This window comes from Streptomyces sp. NPDC048417 (assembly GCF_040651615.1).
GTDB lineage: Bacteria > Actinomycetota > Actinomycetes > Streptomycetales > Streptomycetaceae > Streptomyces.
On sequence record NZ_JBEZKI010000043.1, the window covers coordinates 34505 to 50325 of the forward strand.

15 protein-coding genes are annotated in these 15821 nt (G+C 72.2%); 10 read left to right on the forward strand and 5 right to left on the reverse strand.

Annotation, left to right across the window (positions count from 1 at the left end):
- Positions 1–2 precede the first annotated feature (2 nt).
- Positions 3–1007, forward strand: coding sequence for a methionine synthase II (cobalamin-independent)-like protein (locus AB0D59_RS44970; protein WP_362577393.1), 1005 nt, complete (start codon positions 3–5; stop codon positions 1005–1007).
- A 283-nt stretch (positions 1008–1290) separates the two neighbouring features.
- Here AB0D59_RS44970 and AB0D59_RS44975 read toward each other — a convergent pair whose 3' ends face one another.
- Complete coding sequence (locus AB0D59_RS44975; RefSeq protein WP_362577395.1) at positions 1291–1578, reverse strand: putative quinol monooxygenase; 288 nt, start codon at positions 1576–1578, stop codon at positions 1291–1293.
- 181 nt (positions 1579–1759) lie between these two features.
- Here AB0D59_RS44975 and AB0D59_RS44980 point away from each other — a divergent pair, with 181 nt between their 5' ends.
- From AB0D59_RS44980 to AB0D59_RS45000, 5 genes are all read left to right on the forward strand, one after another.
- On the forward strand, positions 1760–3202 hold the full coding sequence (locus tag AB0D59_RS44980) for an aldehyde dehydrogenase family protein (RefSeq protein WP_362577397.1): 1443 nt from the start codon (positions 1760–1762) through the stop codon (positions 3200–3202).
- 48 nt (positions 3203–3250) lie between these two features.
- On the forward strand, positions 3251–4450 hold the full coding sequence (lhgO, locus tag AB0D59_RS44985; RefSeq protein WP_362577399.1) for an L-2-hydroxyglutarate oxidase: 1200 nt from the start codon (positions 3251–3253) through the stop codon (positions 4448–4450).
- 152 nt (positions 4451–4602) lie between these two features.
- Positions 4603–5463 carry an amidohydrolase family protein gene (locus tag AB0D59_RS44990; RefSeq protein ID WP_351736941.1) on the forward strand — a complete coding sequence of 287 codons (861 nt, stop codon included), beginning with the start codon at positions 4603–4605 and terminating at the stop codon, positions 5461–5463.
- A gap of 13 nt (positions 5464–5476) precedes the next feature.
- Complete coding sequence (locus AB0D59_RS44995) at positions 5477–7177, forward strand: thiamine pyrophosphate-dependent enzyme (RefSeq protein ID WP_362577401.1); 1701 nt, start codon at positions 5477–5479, stop codon at positions 7175–7177.
- 132 nt (positions 7178–7309) lie between these two features.
- Complete coding sequence (locus tag AB0D59_RS45000; RefSeq protein ID WP_362577403.1) at positions 7310–8353, forward strand: Ldh family oxidoreductase; 1044 nt, start codon at positions 7310–7312, stop codon at positions 8351–8353.
- 44 nt (positions 8354–8397) lie between these two features.
- Here AB0D59_RS45000 and AB0D59_RS45005 read toward each other — a convergent pair whose 3' ends face one another.
- Entirely contained in the window at positions 8398–9357 is a 960-nt protein-coding gene (locus AB0D59_RS45005; protein ID WP_362577405.1) for an alpha/beta hydrolase fold domain-containing protein, read from the reverse strand.
- Between the two features lie 106 nt (positions 9358–9463).
- Between AB0D59_RS45005 and AB0D59_RS45010 the strand changes: the two genes are divergently transcribed.
- The 4 genes from AB0D59_RS45010 (at position 9464) to AB0D59_RS45025 (ending at position 13341) form a co-directional block, all read left to right on the forward strand.
- On the forward strand, positions 9464–9985 hold the full coding sequence (locus AB0D59_RS45010; RefSeq protein ID WP_362577406.1) for a MarR family transcriptional regulator: 522 nt from the start codon (positions 9464–9466) through the stop codon (positions 9983–9985).
- An 83-nt stretch (positions 9986–10068) separates the two neighbouring features.
- Positions 10069–10458: a DoxX family protein gene (locus AB0D59_RS45015; protein ID WP_362577408.1), complete on the forward strand. Its 390-nt coding sequence runs from the start codon at positions 10069–10071 to the stop codon at positions 10456–10458.
- On the forward strand, positions 10459–10926 hold the full coding sequence (locus AB0D59_RS45020) for a peroxiredoxin (protein WP_362577410.1): 468 nt from the start codon (positions 10459–10461) through the stop codon (positions 10924–10926).
- A 54-nt stretch (positions 10927–10980) separates the two neighbouring features.
- Positions 10981–13341 carry a SpoIIE family protein phosphatase gene (locus AB0D59_RS45025; protein ID WP_362577411.1) on the forward strand — a complete coding sequence of 787 codons (2361 nt, stop codon included), beginning with the start codon at positions 10981–10983 and terminating at the stop codon, positions 13339–13341.
- A 5-nt stretch (positions 13342–13346) separates the two neighbouring features.
- Here AB0D59_RS45025 and AB0D59_RS45030 read toward each other — a convergent pair whose 3' ends face one another.
- The 3 genes from AB0D59_RS45030 to AB0D59_RS45040 all read right to left on the reverse strand — a co-directional run bounded on the left by AB0D59_RS45030 (position 13347) and on the right by AB0D59_RS45040 (position 15665).
- Positions 13347–13781 carry a cupin domain-containing protein gene (locus tag AB0D59_RS45030; protein WP_362577412.1) on the reverse strand — a complete coding sequence of 145 codons (435 nt, stop codon included), beginning with the start codon at positions 13779–13781 and terminating at the stop codon, positions 13347–13349.
- A gap of 225 nt (positions 13782–14006) precedes the next feature.
- Complete coding sequence (locus tag AB0D59_RS45035; protein WP_362577414.1) at positions 14007–14615, reverse strand: DNA polymerase ligase N-terminal domain-containing protein; 609 nt, start codon at positions 14613–14615, stop codon at positions 14007–14009.
- 219 nt (positions 14616–14834) lie between these two features.
- A complete protein-coding gene (locus AB0D59_RS45040) occupies positions 14835–15665 on the reverse strand; it encodes an aldo/keto reductase (RefSeq protein WP_362577416.1) in 831 nt (276 codons plus the stop codon).
- Positions 15666–15821 lie beyond the last annotated feature (156 nt).

A 15821-nucleotide genomic window follows, 5' to 3' on the forward strand; every position in this document is an offset into this window, starting at 1 on the left:
CCATGGCGGACACGTTCAACTACCGCATCGACCACCACGGCAGCCTGGTCCGGCCCGCGGGCCTGTCGACCGCCGACCCGGAGGCCGTGGCCGCGGCGGTCCGGGACGCGGTCGCCTACCAGCGCGGGCTGCGCTCCACCGTCGTCACCGACGGCGACTTCCCCCGCGAGGACTTCCGCAGCGCGGTCCTCGACGGCGTGTCGGGCCTGCGCCGCAGCGACGAGGCGGGCCCGGACGGGCTCGTGCGCTGGGTCGCCGAGTCGCTGCCCAAGGCCGACGGCCCGCTACTCGCCGACTCGGCCGCCCGGCTCGCCGAACTGACGGTGATCGCCCCCAAGGCCGCGCTGCCCTCCCCGGCGTATCTCGCGGCCACCACCTACCAGCCGGGGCACGGTGTCTCCTCGGCGCGTGACCTGGGCGAGGCCTTCGCGGAGATCGTCCGGGCGGAGATCGGGCTGCTGGTGGCGCGGGGCGTCCGCCTGATCCAGCTCGACAACCCGCTCCTCCTCGACCAGTTGAGCACCGATCCGGGCGACCCCGGCGCCCTCTCCTTCGAGGACGCGCTCGCCGTCGACGCGCTCGCGGTACGACTGGAAGAGCGCCCCGAGGGCGTACGGATCGGTGTGGCGCCCGGCTGGGCGGCCCCGGCCGAGGTGGACCGGGCCCGCGCCGAGCGGCTGTACGCCGAAATCGGCGCCGACCGCTGGATCCTCCCGTTCGACCAGGGCACGCCGGCCGAGCTCGAACTGGTGAAGGCGCTGCCGGACGACCGCGACTTCTGCCTGGGCGTGGTCGACGCGACCGTACCGGAGCTGGAGGACGTCGACACCGTGATGTCCCGTATCGACGCGGTCGGCGAGGTCAAGGACCTGGAGGACGGGGCGGTTTCGCCGTCGCGCGGCTTCGCGAACGTGGCGTCGAGGCCACTGCTGACCGCAGAGGACCAGCGCCGCAAACTGGTGCTGGTCGAGACCATCGCCCGGTACTGCTGGGGCAACGAGTTCTAAGCGCTCCGCTCCGCTGGAAGTGCCACGATCTGCCGTCTGCCGTCTGCCGTCTGCCGTCTGCCGTCTGCCGTCTGCCGTCTGCCGTCTGCCGTCTGCCGTCTGCCGTCCGCCGTCCGCCGTCTGCCGTCTGCCATGTGCGGCACCGTCGTGGCCGGTCGCGCAGTTCCCCTCGCCCCTTCCAGGGACGCTCTCATCGACAGCGCCCCGCAGGGGCGCGGGGAACGGCGCGAGCAGCCACAGACCACCCGCGCCTTCTCCACCCACATCAGCCCGGCAGACGCCGCTAAATCACCTCGGCAAAAGTCACCGTGCGCTCGGTGAGCAACGGCCACACCACCCCCACGACAACCTCCTTGAAGTGCTCGGCCGCCTTGTGCGCCTCGAACCCCTCCCGGTCGACATACCGCTCGTACAACAGAAACCCGCCCCGCTCCCCCTCCACCACGTGCACCTCGTACAGCAGGTTCGCGGGCTCGGTCCGCGTGGCCTCCCGCGCCTTCAGCAGCGCGGCGCGCACCGCGGCCTCGTCGGCGGGCGCGCAGCGGTAGTGGGCGACGACTGTGTATGCCATCCGTTTCCTCCTCAGGACGTGTCCGGCCCGCCCGATTCCAGCATGGATCATGCGCCCGACGGCCCGCGCACGGCGCAATCAATGCCTGCCCCCACGGGGCTGGTGGACCCTCTCCCACATGGTGTGTTGTCGCATCCGGCCCGCACGGGCGGCGCCGCGGACGACGAAGGAAGTGATCTCCATGCGCACCCTGGATACCCTCTTTGGCGGAGAGTGGACGAGGACCGGCGAATGGATCGACGTCCACGACCCCGCCGACGTCCGTACCCCGCTCGCCCGGGTCCCGGCCCTGTCCGCCAAGGACGTCACCCGCGCGTACGACCACGCCGAGCGCGGCTTCGCCGCGTGGAAGCGCACCAGCCCCTTCGAACGGGCCCGCGTCCTCACCGGGGCGGCCCGGCTGATCCGGGAGCGGGTCGAGGAGATCGCCGCCGACGTCACCGCCGAGAACGGCAAGACCCTGGCCGAGGCGACCGGTGAGACCCTGAAGGCCGCCGATTTCCTGGAGTACTACGCCGGGCTGGCCCGCCAGGGCTACGGCACCCTGCTGCACGACGTACGCCCGCACCACCGTACGCACACCCAGCGCGAGCCGATCGGCGTGATCCTGGTGATCAGTCCCTGGAACGACCCGCTGATCACCCCGGCCCGCAAGCTCGCCCCGCTGCTCGCCGCCGGCAACGCGGCCGTGTTCAAGCCGGCCACCGAGACACCGTTGGCGGGCCTGCACTTCGCCCGCGCCCTGCACGACGCGGGCCTGCCCGCCGGGGTGCTCAACGTCGTCACGGGCCGGACCGCCGAGATCGAGGAGGCGCTCCTCGACGACCCCCGGATCGCCGGCATCACCTTCACCGGTTCCAACGCCGTCGGCAACCGCATCCGGCGCCGCCTGGCCGACCGCAACGTCCGCTTCCAGGGCGAACTCGGCGGCAAGAACGCCTCGGTGGTGCTGCGCGACGCCGATCTTCCCAACGCCGCCAAGGCTGTTGTGGCCGCCTCCTTCGGCCAGGCCGGGCAGCGCTGCACCGCCACCAGCCGGGTGGTCGTCGAGCGGCCGGTGTACGACGAGTTCGTCGCGCTGCTGGTCGCGGAGGTGGCGACGCTGACGGTCGGCCCCGGCAGCGACCCGGCGACCACCCTGTGCCCGCTGTCGAGCCCGAAGCAGCGTGACAGTGTCCTCGCCGACCTGAGCCGGGCGGTCGAACAGGGCGCGACCGTCCTCACCGGCGGCCGGGCGGACACCGAGCGGCCCCACGGCTGCTACGTGCAGCCCACCGTCCTCGCCGGTGTCACCCCCGAGATGGCCGTCTGGCGCGAGGAGGTCTTCGGGCCGGTCCTCGCCGTCCGTGTGGTCGAGGACTTCGACGCGGCCGTCGACGCGGTCAACGACTCCGCCTTCGGCCTCGCCGCCGCCGTGTTCACCCGCGACCTCGCCTCGGCGTACCGCTTCGCCGACGAGGCCGAGTGCGGGCAGGTCGCCGTCAACACGACGACCACCGGCTGGGACGTTCACCTGCCGTTCGGCGGATTCCACGACTCCGGCACGGGCTACAAGGAGCAGGGGGAGGAAGTCCTGAGGTTCTCCACCCGCGTCAAGACGGTGGCCGTCCACTTCGGCGCGTGAGCACCGTAGGAGAGACGTGACCACCGTACGAGAGAGAGGAGGACGCCGATGGCTGACGAGACGATCGGCGTGGTCGGCGCCGGAATCGTGGGCCTCGCCACGGCCCGTGAGATCGCCCTGAGCCGCCCCGGTACCCGGGTCGTGGTGTTCGAGAAGGAACAGGAGGTCTCCCGGCACCAGACCGGCCACAACTCCGGTGTGGTGCACGCGGGCATCTACTACACACCGGGCAGCCTCAAGGCCGACCTGTGCGTGCGGGGCGTGGCGCTGCTGCGCGCGTACTGCCAGGACCGGCGACTGCCGTACCAGGAGATCGGCAAGCTGGTGGTGGCCGTCCGCGAGGACGAGCTGGGCCGGATGGAGAACCTGTACCAGCGGGCCAGGAACAACCACGTGCCGGAGCTGCGGAAGATCTCCCGCGAGGAGATCAAGGAGCTGGAGCCGCACGCCGGCGGTATCGCGGCCCTGCACTCGCCGCGCACCGCGATCACCGACTACCCGGCCGTCGCCCGGGCCTTCGCCGAGGACATCACCGACTCCGGCGGCGAGGTACGGCTGGGCTTCCCGGTCACCTCGATCACCACCGTGCCCGGCGGCATCGAGGTGGCCTCCGGGCAGGACCGCGTCCGCGTGGACCGGCTGATCCTCTGCGCCGGCCTCCAGTCCGACTCCGTCGCCCGGCTGGCGCAGGACAGTCAGGAGCCCCGGATCATCCCGTTCCGCGGCGAGTACATGCTGCTGAAGCCGGACCGGACGGATCTGGTGCGCGGCCTCATCTACCCGGTGCCCGACCCCCGTTACCCCTTCCTCGGCGTGCACTTCACCCCGCGTGTCGACGGTTCCGTCGAGGTCGGCCCCAACGCCGTCCTCGCCCTCGCCAGGGAGGGCTACCGGCGCAGCCGGGTCTCGCCCCGGGACCTGCTCGGGCTCGCCGCCTACCCGGGGGCCTGGAAGATGGCCGCCCAGCACTGGCGTACCGGCGTCAAGGAGTACCGCGGTTCCTTCTCCGCCGCCGCCTTCATGAAGGACGCCAGGCTGTACGTCCCCGGAGTCGGCGTCCGGGACGTGGTGCGCGGCGGGGCGGGCGTGCGCGCCCAGGCCCTGGACCGCGACGGCACGCTCGTCGACGACTTCCGGATCCATCGGGTCGGCCGGATCACGGCCGTACGCAACGCCCCCTCGCCGGCCGCCACGGCCTCCATGGCGATCGCCGAACACATCACCGCGGCCGTCTTCGGTGACTCCTGAACGACCTGTTCCGGCACCTGAGAATGCGCCGCGAACAGCACACTTCCGCGCAACAACAGCTTGCGCTCCGGGATCTCCGCAAGAGCTCACGGGCCGCCTAGCGTTCCTTCCACAGCACCCCGAGCCACCCTCCTAGAGAAAGAGTTCGCGCCATGTTCGTCGTCGACACGCAGATCCACATCTGGAAGGAAGAGACCCCGGACCGTCCCTGGGTGCCCGGCGCCCGCGAGCGGATCCGGCTCAACGGCCACCGCGAGGACCCCTTCTCCTACGAGGAGGCCCTGGAGCTGATGGACGAGGCCGGGGTGAACCGGGCGCTGATCCTGCCGCCGTCCTGGGAGGGCGACCGCATCGACTACGCCCTGGAGGCCTGCGAGGCACACCCGGACCGGTTCGGCATCATGGCCCGCATCCCGCAGAACAAGCCCGAAGAGGGCAAGGCGATGCTCAAGGACTTCGCCCAGAACCCGCACGTCAAGGGCACCCGGCTGACCTTCCACCGGCCGCAGGACCGCAACTGGATGATCGACGGCACCAACGACTGGTACTGGCCGGTCGCCGAGGAACTGCGCATCCCGACCATGGTGCACGCGCCGATCTGGAAGCGGGAGCTGGGCGAGATCGCCGCCAAGCACCCCGAGCTGAAGATCATCATCGACCATATGGGCATCATGGCCCGCTGCGTCGACGACGCGATCGGCTACTGGGTCCAGGAGACCGCCGACCTGCACGTCCACCCGAACATCTACGTCAAGGTGTCGGCGCTGCCGGGCTACTCCACCCAGCCCTTCCCGAACAACAACATCCAGAAGTACGTGCGCGAGATGGTCGACAGGATGGGCCCGCAGCGCTGCTTCTACGGCACCGACATCACCCGGCTGCTCGGCCACGGCATCACCTACACCGACACGATCGAGCAGTTCACCAAGCACTGGGACTTCACGCCCGAGGAGCTTGAATGGATCCTGGGCCGCGGTATCTCCGAGGTCCTGAACTGGCCGATCGAGGGCTGAGGGAACACCGGCGATGACCAACACTCCAGGAACCGACGGCGGTGACGCCCTCGTCGCCGCCTTCAACGCCGCCGGCGCCGACTACCTCTTCTGCTCCTCGGGGTCCGAGTGGGCCCCGGTGTGGGAGGCGCTGGCCCGCCGCCACCGCGACGGAGAACCCGCGCCGGAGTACCTCGACCTCACGCACGAGACCGTGGCCGCCGGCATGGCCACCGGCTACGGGCTGATCAGGCGCCGTCCGCAGGGCGTGCTGCTGCACGCGGCACCGGGTCTGCTCCAGGGCTCGATGGCCGTGCACGGGGCGCTGCTGGCCGGCGTGCCGATGGTCGTCGCCTCCTCGGAGTCGACGACCTACGGCGACGCTCCCGGGCACGACCCGGGCGGCCAGTGGTACCGCAACCTCTCGATCGTGGGCGGCCCGCACGGCATCGCCCAGCCGTTCACCAAGTGGTCCACCGAGGCGGCGAGTGTGCACACACTGCCGTCCATGATCACCCGGGCGGCCGAGCTGGCCTGGCGGGCACCGGCCGGACCGGCGTACCTGAACATCCCGCTGGAGATCCTCCTTGAGGAGTGGGACGGCCGCGAGGCCAAGCCCGTCGCCGCGCCGGGCTCCACCCACAGCTCGCCCGAAGAGGTCGACCCCGTCGCGCAGTTGATCCGGGAGGCGGTCAACCCGGTGATCGTCACGGAGACGGCGGGGCGCGAGGTGGGTGGCTTCGAGGCCCTTGTCGCCTTCGCGGAGGCCTGGAACATCCCGGTCGTCGAGCCGGACTCAGCGGTGTGCGGCAACTTCCCGCGCACTCATCCGCTGCACGCCGGCAGCGACATCGGGCCGTGGCTGGACGAGGCCGACCTCATCCTCCTGGTCAACTGCCGGGCCCCCTTCTACCCGCCGTCCCGCCGCCCTGCCAAGGCGCAGGTCGTCGTCATCGACGAGGTCCCGCAGCGCCCGCACGTCGTCTACCAAGTGCTGTTCGCCGACAGGTACTTGGAAGGCAACGTCACCAACACGCTGCGCCAGCTGGCCAAGCGGGCGAAGGATCTCGACGAGCGGGCGGTCGAGGTGCGCCGGGCGGCGCAGGCGGAGCGGCACGCCGCCGAGCAGTCGGCGATCGCCGCGGCCGAGGCCAGGGCCGAGGGCGCCGACGGCATCGACCCGGTGCTGGTCGCCGCCACCCTGCGCAGGCTGCTGCACGGGCAGGACGCGATCGTCGTGGACGAGACGATCACTCACAGCCGGGTGGTCAGGCGCCACCTGCGCGTCACCGACCCCGACTCCTACTTCTACGTCCAGGGCGGACTCGGCCAGGGCATCGCCGTCGCCCTCGGCGTCAAACTCGCCGCGAAGGAAAGGCCGGTGGTCCTCACCGTCGGAGACGGAGCCTTCACCTACAACCCGGTGATCCCGTCGTACGACGCCTCGAAGGCGTACGAACTGCCGTTGCTGATCGTGGTGTTCAACAACCGCGTGTACAAGTCGATGAACCTCAACCACCGCCGCTTCTACCCCGAAGGGGCGGCCGCCGACACCGGCGAGTGGCTGGGCACCGACCTGCACCGGCTGCCCCGGCTCGCCGCGTTCGCCGAGCCGTTCGGCATGCACACCGAGACCGTGGACACGACGGAGGCGCTCACGCCCGCGCTGGAGCGCGCGCTGAAGGCTGTGGCCGAGGGGACGACCGCCGTGGTCGACGTCCTCGTCACCCGATGAGCGCTGCGCCGTAAGCGCCGTTCGAAATCCGCCGGCCGTCCACGGCCGGTCGCGCCCGCGCGGCGGTAGCCGCGGATCGATGCAGTCCCGCGCCCCTGCCGGGGCGCTGTAGCCCAGGAGGCTTTCGCCGCCATGTCCGACACACCCCCCAAGATCCTGGTGCCCGCCGAGGACCTGCGTACCTTCTCCGCCGCCCTGCTGGAGAAGGGCGGTCTGAGTGCCGAGCACGCCCGTACCACCGCCGACGTGTTCGTCTGGGCCGCGCAGCGCGGCGTCGACTCGCACGGCACCGCCCGCGTCCCCGCCTACCTGGACCTGCTCGCCAAGGGCGTCGCCAACGCCGACCCGCATCTCACCGTCGAGTCCACCGCGCCGGCCGCCGCCGTCCTCGACGCCGACCGCGCCCCCGGCCCGGTGGCCCTGACGGCGGCCGCCGACGAGGCGGTACGGCGGGCCCGCGAGACCGGTATCGCCTCGGTGGGCGTCCGCCGCACGGTGCACACCGGCGCCATCGGCTACTACGTCTCCCGGATCGCCGACCAGGGCCTGGTCGGGCTCGGGTTCGTGGCCGGCATGCCCAACATGGGCTACACCGGTGTCAAGGGCGCGGCCGTCGCCACCAGCCCCCTCGCCATCGCCGTACCGGCCCGTGAACACGCCCCGTTGCTGCTGGACATGGCCACCGCCACCATCGCCCTCGGCAAGATCCGCCAGGCCAGGGCGAGCGGCACGCCGCTGCCCGAGGGCGCGGCCGCCACGGAGGACGGCACCCCTACGACCGACCCGGAACAGGCGGTCATGCCGCTGCCGCTGGGCGGTGCGAAGGGTTCCGGGATGTCCCTGGCCTTCGAACTCCTCACCAGCGTGCTGGTCGGAGCCCCGATCTTCGCGTCCTTCCACGCGGGCGACCGCGAGCACCGGCAGAACGCCCTGCTCATCGCCCTGGACCCGGCCGCCTTCGGTGACCCGGAGGCTTTCGTCGGCGCGGTGGACGACACCCTCGGCACCCTGAAGGGCCTGCCGACCGCCGACGGTGCCCAGGGGGTGTTCTACCCGGGGGAGCGCAGCGCGGCCGTCGCTGAGGAGCGGGGACGGCAGGGTGTCCCGGTGGTCCCCAAGGTCTGGCGGGAGCTGACGGAGCACGCCGAGAGGCTGGGCGTGGCGCTGCCCGTCTGACGCTCTTCGGCCGGCGCCGAGCACCTGCCGGGCCGTGCCGGCGCTCAGCGCGGCGGCGGCCCCGCGGTGTCCTCACCCCGGGTCGCAGCCCGCACCCGGCGCGCGATGAGCGCGTAGACCTCCCGCGCCTTCGCGTCGTCCTTGCCGTCGTACCCGTGGTCCGCCCCCGCCACCTCGTGGTGCCCGGCCAGCGCCCCCGCCGCCCGCAATCGCTCCGCGTACCGTTCGCCCTCCGCTCTGAGCAGGTCGTACTCGGCGGTGATCACCAGTGCCGGGGCGATCCCGGTCAGGTCGGCGGTGTCGGACGGGTGGGCGGGGGAGACCAGCGGGTCGCTGCGCCGCTTCGGGTCCGGGACGTAGGACGTGTCGAAGACCTCCGCCATCCAGGGCCGCAGCATCGGTTTGGTGATCGAGGCGCGCTTGTCCGCCGCGTTCGTCGCCAGGTCCAGTGGCGGATAGTGGAGCACCTGGAGCGCGATCGAGGGGTCGCCCGCCGTCAGCGCCTGGCGGGCCACCGCCGCCGCGAGTCCGCCGCCGGCGCTCTGTCCGCCGACGGTCAGCCGGGAGCCGTTCCAGCCCTGCTCGGCCGCGTGCTCGGCGACCCAGCGGACCACCTCGTAGGCCTGGCGGGGCGGGGCCGGGAAGGGATGCTGCGGGGCGACGACGTAGTCCACGTTCACCACGGCCACGCCGGCCTCGGCCGCGAGGAAACGGCACAGCGGGTCGTCGAGTTCGGTGAGCGACATGACGTAGCCGCCGCCGTGGAAGTTGACGTGCACCGGGGGCGAGGGGTCCCCGGACGGCGGCAGATACACCGTGGCGCGGGCCGGGGCGACGGTTGTCGGGACGGTCAGCTCCCTTGTCGTGCGCGGGAACTCGGGAAGCCGGGCGTGCGAGGCGGCGTCGGAGCCGGGACCGCTCGGACGCCTGCTCGCCAGGAGGGTGAGCCGCTGCATGGTCTTCGCGCCGAGGGCGGCGACCGAAGGGCGGGCCAGGAGGGACATTCGGCTCCGATCGTGGACTCTGGGCAGCGGAGTGCGTAAACCTGTGCGGCAACTTACTCGCGTCAAACTTACTTGAGTTACGCAACGATATGGTAAACTGACTGGTATGTCCACAGAACCGCTGCCGGCCGTGCCCCTCGCCTCCCCGGAGGTCGTCGAGATCGAGCGCGCCCTGACGCGCATCACCTATCTGAGCACCCGGGCCCGCCAGCACGAACGGCTGATGGCCCTCGCCGGCGTCCCGCTGGACCGGGCCGCGGTGGCCCTGCTCCGCCAGGTCGCCGACTCCGAGCCGCAACGCCCGGGGGAGCTGGCGCAGCGGCTCGGCGTGGAGGCCTCGCACGTGACGCGCACGGTCCAGCAGCTCCAGAGGTCGGGGTACGTCACCCGCGTCCCCGACCCCGACGACCGCCGCGCCCAGCGGATCGAGCTCACCGACGCGGGCCGGGACGCCGTCCACCGTGTCCGGGACGCCGGAGCGCGCGGCATGCAGCTGGCCCTGGACGACTGGGCGCCCGAGGAACTGCGGCAACTGGCCACGCTCTTCCACCGCATGGTCGACGACTTCCTCGCGTACGCGGTCGAGGACGAGGCCGGCGAATCGGTGCCCTCGGCCGGCACCGTGTGAGGCGCCGGTGTGCGCACGCCCCGGCGGGGAGCGGGCCGGTACCACCCGGTAATATCCGGCGGCAGGTCGTCAGAGGAGGCGTCGTGGCCCGGTCCGAACGTTCACCCCTGCTGTTGGCAGGGCTGCTGGCCGCCGCCGGAGTGACTCACTTCGTGGCGCCGAAGTCGTACGACGCCACGATCCCCAGGGCGCTGCCGGGCTCGCCGAGGGCCTGGACGTACGGGAGCGGGGCCGTGGAGCTGGCGCTGGCGGCCGGGATCGCCCTGCCGCGCACCCGCAGGGCGGCGGCCCGGGCGGCCGCCGCGTTCTTCGTCGGCGTGTTCCCGGCCAATGTGCAGATGGCCGTCGACTGGCAGCAGCGGCCCGAGCCGCTCAGGACCGCGGCCCTCGTCCGCCTGCCGCTCCAGATTCCCCTGGTGCTGTGGGCGCGCGGTGTCGCACACAACGTCGCGCACAACAAGGAGGGCCGATAGATGGCGGGAACCGTAGCGGTCGGAAGCAAGGTCGAGGACTTCGCGCTGCCGGACGAGACCGGTACCACGCGGACGCTCACGGAACTGCTGGCCGACGGGCCGGTCGTCCTCTTCTTCTATCCGGCCGCCCTGTCGCCGGGCTGCACCACCGAGGCCTGCCACTTCCGGGACCTGGCGGCCGAGTTCGCCGCAGCCGGCGCCCGGCCGGTCGGGATCAGCGGGGACAGCGTCGAGCGGCAGCAGGAGTTCGCCGGGAAGCACACGCTCGGCATGCCGCTGCTCTCCGACGCCGACGGCACGGTCCGCGAGCGGTTCGGCGTCAAGCGCGGCATCGCACTGGCCCCCACCAAGCGGGCCACCTTCGTCATCGCCCAGGACCGCACCGTCCTGGAGGTCGTCCGCAGCGAACTGCGCATGAACACCCACGCCGACCGGGCGCTCGCCGCACTGCGCGGCCAGCAGGGCTGAGACGGCCCGTCCCCGCGCTTGATGCGGTGGGACATAGGTCCCATCCTGGGGCGTATGGAGCGTGTCGCGGCCGCGGCGGTCATTGACGCCCTGGGCAGGGTGACGGGGTGGAGCGAAGGCGCGCGGGTACTCACCGGACACCCGGCGGAGCAGGTCGTGGGCCGGCCCGCCGCCGACCTGCTCGCCGAGGCGGTCCCCGCGGCGGCGCTCGCCGCCCGCTCCGGGACCGTCGCCCTGCGCCACGCCGACGGGCGCCGGACGGAGATCGCCCTGACCGCCTGCCCGGTCCTCGGCCCCGACGGCCAGACCACCGGATACGTCCTCACCGCCCACCCGCCTCCGCAGGCCGAGCCCACCCTGGCCGAACAGGCCTTCCAGCAGGCTTCCATGTCCATGTCGGTCTTCGACGTCCGCCAGCGCTACCTCCGCGCCAACGACGAGGCCTGCCAGGTCATGGGCGCCTCCGAGGAGGCCCTGCGCGGCCGCTTCTTCCTGGACACCATCGAGGACGTCCCGCACAGCCAGGGCTTCCTGAGCCATCTGCGCCAGGTCGTCGAGACCGGCCGGCCCACCCGTTACGAGAGCTTCACCGCCGCCCCGGCCCTGGACCGGGACCACGCCTGGAGCATCGAGATGTGGCCCCTGCACGACCGGGGCGGCGAGCTGACCGCCGTCGCCCTCGCCGCCTTCGACAGCACCGAGCAGTACCTGGCCCGGCTGCGGCTCGCCCTGCTCAACGAGGCGGCCACCTCCATCGGCACCACCCTGGACGTGGTGCGCACCGCCGAGGAGGTCGTCGAACTCATCGTCCCGCGCTACGCCGACTTCGCCAGCGTCGACCTGCTCGACTGGGTCCTCTCCGCCGAGGAACTGCCCACCGTCCCGGAGGGGGACATCGTGCTGCGGCGTGTCGCCCACGGCTCGGCGAACGAGGGCACCCCCGAGGCGGCCGTACGGCTGGGCGAGACGGAGGTGCATCTGCCGTCGTCACCGCCGGCCCGGGCCCTGCGAGAGGGGCGCGCGGTGGTCAGCCAGGCCGGCGAGCCGGAGTTCCGCCGCTGGGTCGCGGAGCGCAACACCCGCGCGCCCGAGGGCCGCAAGTACCGTCAGGGCGTCCACTCCATGGTCGCCGTGCCCCTGCGGGCCCGGGGCGTCCTGCTCGGCGTCGTCGTCGGCGTGCGCATGCGCCACCCCGACGACTACGCCATCGACGACACCGTGTTCGCCGAGGAACTCGGCAGCCGGGCCGCCGTCTGCATCGACAACGCCCGCCGCTTCGCCCGCGAGCGCTCCACCGCCCTCGCGCTCCAGCACAGCCTGCTGCCCAGCGGCCTGCCCGGTCAGGCCGCCGTCGAGGTGGCCCACCGATATCTGCCCTGCGGATCACTGGCCGGCATCGGCGGCGACTGGTTCGACGTGATCCCGCTCTCCGGCAGCCGGGTCGGCCTGGTCGTCGGCGACGTCGTCGGCCACGGCATCCGCTCCTCCGCCACCATGGGCCGGCTGCGCACGGCCGTACGCACCCTCGCGGACGTCGACCTGCCCCCCGACGAACTCCTCACCCACCTCGACGACCTGGTGACCCACCTGGCCGCGGACGGCAGCGGCGAGGAGGTCGCAGAACTGGGCGCCACCTGCCTGTACGCCGTCTACGACCCGGTCTCGCGCCATCTCGCCCTCGCCGCCGCGGGCCATCCGGCGCCCGCCTTGGTGCTGCCCGGCGGCGAGGCCGAGCTGGTCCCGATGACCGCTGGACCACCGCTCGGGGTCGGCGGTCTGCCCTTCGAGGCGGTGGAGCTCGACCTGCCCGAGGGCGCCGTCGTCGCCCTCTACACGGACGGTCTGATCGAGGACCGGGACCGGGACGTGGACCGCGCCACCGAGGAGATGTGCCGGGCGCTGAGCGCGCCCGCCGACTCGCTGGAGGCCCTCAGCGACAACGTGCTCAAGGCCGTCCTGCCGGAACAGCCCTCCGACGACGTCGCCCTCCTGCTGGTCCGCACCCGTGCCCTCGGCACCGACCGGGTCGCCACCTGGGACGTCCCGCCCGACCCCGCCGAGGTCGCGCACTTCAGGCAGGCGGCCACCGAACGCCTGGCCGCCTGGGGCCTGGACGAGGCCGCCTTCGTCACCGAACTCGTCGTCAGCGAACTCGTCACCAACGCCATCCGCTACGGCGAACCGCCCATCCAGCTCCGCCTCATCCGCGACCGCGCGCTCATCTGCGAGGTCTCCGACGGCAGTTCGACCTCACCGCATCTGCGTCGCGCGCACGCCTACGACGAGGGCGGCCGCGGCCTGCTCCTCGTCGCCCAGCTCACCCTGCGCTGGGGCAGCCGACAGACCGACAGCGGCAAGAGCATCTGGGCCGAACAGCCGCTGCCCGAAGGGCCGTTGCCGGTCAACCAGGAGTGACTGGGTTACTCGAAGTCGCAGCCCGGGTTCGGCACCGACTCGGAGTACGGCGAGCCGTGCGGGAGGACGTACAGCACGTCGAGGACCAGGTCGGTGTCACCGAGGTTGGCGCCCAGATGCACGTCGCTGGACCCGCCCGACTCGTACACCGTGCCGCCCCGCTTGTAGACGCCGTCCGCCTTGCAGTCGGAGTGGAAGTGGCTCAGCGTGCCCTTCTGGACGTATCCGTACACCGGGCCGTCGTGGAAGTGCCAGCCGGTGGTCTGGCCGGGCGGGACGGTGATCTCCCGCAGGACGTAGTCCGTGTCGCCGATGGTGGTCTGGCTGATCAGCTTGCCCGTCACGCCGGGCCCGGCGGGGGTGGCATAGGCAGTGCCACAGGTCAGCAGGGTGCCGGCGGCCACCGCCCCTGCGAGGGCGGTGCGGAGCGCGGTGCGCATGTGAGGTGCCTCCTGAGCGGAAGTTCGAGTGCCGTCGCGAACATAGACTGCCGCGAGGCGAGTTGGGCCGGAACGGCCGAACCCACGCGTAGTCTGCACCGCCAGGACGCGCCTTGATCAACTCACCGTCCGTTCCGGACCACCTGTCCGGGAATCCCTGCCCTTTCGTACCTGCCGACCGGACGACGCGCCGCCCGGCTCGGTGCGCCGATCCGTCCCCGCTTGTCAGCCGTCCTCGCCGGCGGCCGCCGCGACCTGGGCGAGGGTACGGCCGGAGCGCACCGAACGGGCCCGCCGGGGATCGGGCGTACCGTGCCCGCCCGATCGCGCGGTCCCCTTCCGCACCAGCAGCCAGGCGTCCTCGCCGGCGCTGCCCCGGAAGCGGGTCAGGGCGTAGTCGCCGCGCAGCTTGGCGCCGTGCAGCCGGAAGGTCGCGTGCCCGCGCTCCAGCGACTCCACGAAGCCGACCGGCCGGCCCCTGCGGTCGTGGCTGAGCGGCTCGTACCAGCCGTGGTCCCAGACGATCACGGTGCCTCCGCCGTACTCGCCCTTCGGGATCACTCCCTCGAAGTCCGCATACTCCAGCGGATGGTCCTCGGTGGGCACGGCCAGCCGCTTGTCCCCCGGGTCGGCCGACGGGCCCTTCGGGACCGACCAGGACTTCAGGACCTCGTCGACCTGCAACCGGAAGTCGAAGTGCATCCGGCGCGCGTCATGGATCTGGACCACGAACCGGGGGCGCCCGCCGCCCGGCCCCGCCTGCCCCGACGGCTCCCGGGTCCGCCCGAAGTCACGCCTGTCCCGGTACGTGCGCAGTCGCTCGTCGGCACCCACCGCGGCTCCCTTCGTCACAGGTGCGCCCCGAGTACCCGGCCCCGTCCCTCCGATCAGCCTGCGGTGTGGCCTTTGAACCCGTCCACCCGGTGCGTGCGCCCTCCTGGCCGACCTCACTGTCGCACCCTTTGGCCCGCGCCGGAGCGGACGCCGACGACCCGAGGCCGCGGGACCCGTTCGGCGACCCGGACAGCCTGGAGGGGGACCACGGGCTCGCGGCTAGAACTCCTCGTGGCTGTCCGGGTCGCCGCCGAGACGCTGGTGGGGTCGCTGGGAGACCGCCGCCATCTGCGCGGCACTCAGCCGGAAGCCGAAGACGTCCAGATTCGCCCGCTGCCGCTCGGTGTCCGACGACTTCGGGATGGCCACGGCACCGAGCTGGACGTGCCAGCGCAGGATCACCTGCGCGGGCGTCACCCCCAGCGCCTCCGCCACGCCGACGACGGCCGGGTCCCGGAGCAGCCGGCCGTCCTGGCCGAGCGGGCTCCAGCTCTCGGTGACGATGCCCTTCTCGGCGTGGAAGGCACGCAGCTCCTCCTGCGGGAACAGCGGATGCAGCTCCACCTGGTTCACCGACGGCAGCACCCCGGTCTCCTTCTCCAGCCGCGTGAGGTGCTCCTCGGTGAAGTTGGAGACGCCGATCGAGCGGACGAGACCCTCCTCGCGCAGCTTGGTCATCGCCTTCCATGAGTCGACGTACTTGCCGACCCGGGGGTTTGGCCAGTGGATCAGATACAGGTCCACTGACTCCACGCCCAGCCGCTGCCGGGACTCCTCGAAGGAGGCGAGCGTCTCCTCGTACCCGTGGTGGCGGCCCGGCAGCTTCGTCGTCACCACCACCTCCTCGCGGGGGACACCGCTGCTCGCGAGACCCCGGCCGACCCCGGTCTCGTTGCCGTAGTTCACGGCCGTGTCCACGAGCCGGTAACCGGCCTGGAGCGCATGGTGAACGGCCTGCTCGGCCTGCGTGTCGTCCATCGGCCAGGTGCCCAGGCCGACGGCGGGGATCGTCGTACCGTCGTTGAGCGAGTACGCCGGAATGCTTGTCACGATGGGACCTTCCCTCGGCTGTGTCGTCCCTCCACCCTCAGGGACGGAGTGCGCGGTGATCAAGCGCACGGCGGGGCGCCGGCCGGCTCCACGGTTGCGTGAGGTAGGGGGCGGAGTAGCCTGGACATGATCGTTGCCACCCAGCTCTGGAGGTAG

Excerpts from the sequence above, each read along its gene's own strand:
- AB0D59_RS44970 (WP_362577393.1), top strand. The coding sequence starts at position 3 with ATGGCGGACACGTTCAACTACCGCATCGACCACCACGGCAGCCTGGTC.
- AB0D59_RS44975 (WP_362577395.1), bottom strand. The coding sequence starts at position 1,578 with ATGGCATACACAGTCGTCGCCCACTACCGCTGCGCGCCCGCCGACGAG.
- AB0D59_RS44980 (WP_362577397.1), top strand. The coding sequence starts at position 1,760 with ATGCGCACCCTGGATACCCTCTTTGGCGGAGAGTGGACGAGGACCGGC.
- lhgO (WP_362577399.1), top strand. The coding sequence starts at position 3,251 with ATGGCTGACGAGACGATCGGCGTGGTCGGCGCCGGAATCGTGGGCCTC.
- AB0D59_RS44990 (WP_351736941.1), top strand. The coding sequence starts at position 4,603 with ATGTTCGTCGTCGACACGCAGATCCACATCTGGAAGGAAGAGACCCCG.
- AB0D59_RS44995 (WP_362577401.1), top strand. The coding sequence starts at position 5,477 with ATGACCAACACTCCAGGAACCGACGGCGGTGACGCCCTCGTCGCCGCC.
- AB0D59_RS45000 (WP_362577403.1), top strand. The coding sequence starts at position 7,310 with ATGTCCGACACACCCCCCAAGATCCTGGTGCCCGCCGAGGACCTGCGT.
- AB0D59_RS45005 (WP_362577405.1), bottom strand. The coding sequence starts at position 9,357 with ATGTCCCTCCTGGCCCGCCCTTCGGTCGCCGCCCTCGGCGCGAAGACC.
- AB0D59_RS45010 (WP_362577406.1), top strand. The coding sequence starts at position 9,464 with ATGTCCACAGAACCGCTGCCGGCCGTGCCCCTCGCCTCCCCGGAGGTC.
- AB0D59_RS45020 (WP_362577410.1), top strand. The coding sequence starts at position 10,459 with ATGGCGGGAACCGTAGCGGTCGGAAGCAAGGTCGAGGACTTCGCGCTG.
- AB0D59_RS45025 (WP_362577411.1), top strand. The coding sequence starts at position 10,981 with ATGGAGCGTGTCGCGGCCGCGGCGGTCATTGACGCCCTGGGCAGGGTG.
- AB0D59_RS45030 (WP_362577412.1), bottom strand. The coding sequence starts at position 13,781 with ATGCGCACCGCGCTCCGCACCGCCCTCGCAGGGGCGGTGGCCGCCGGC.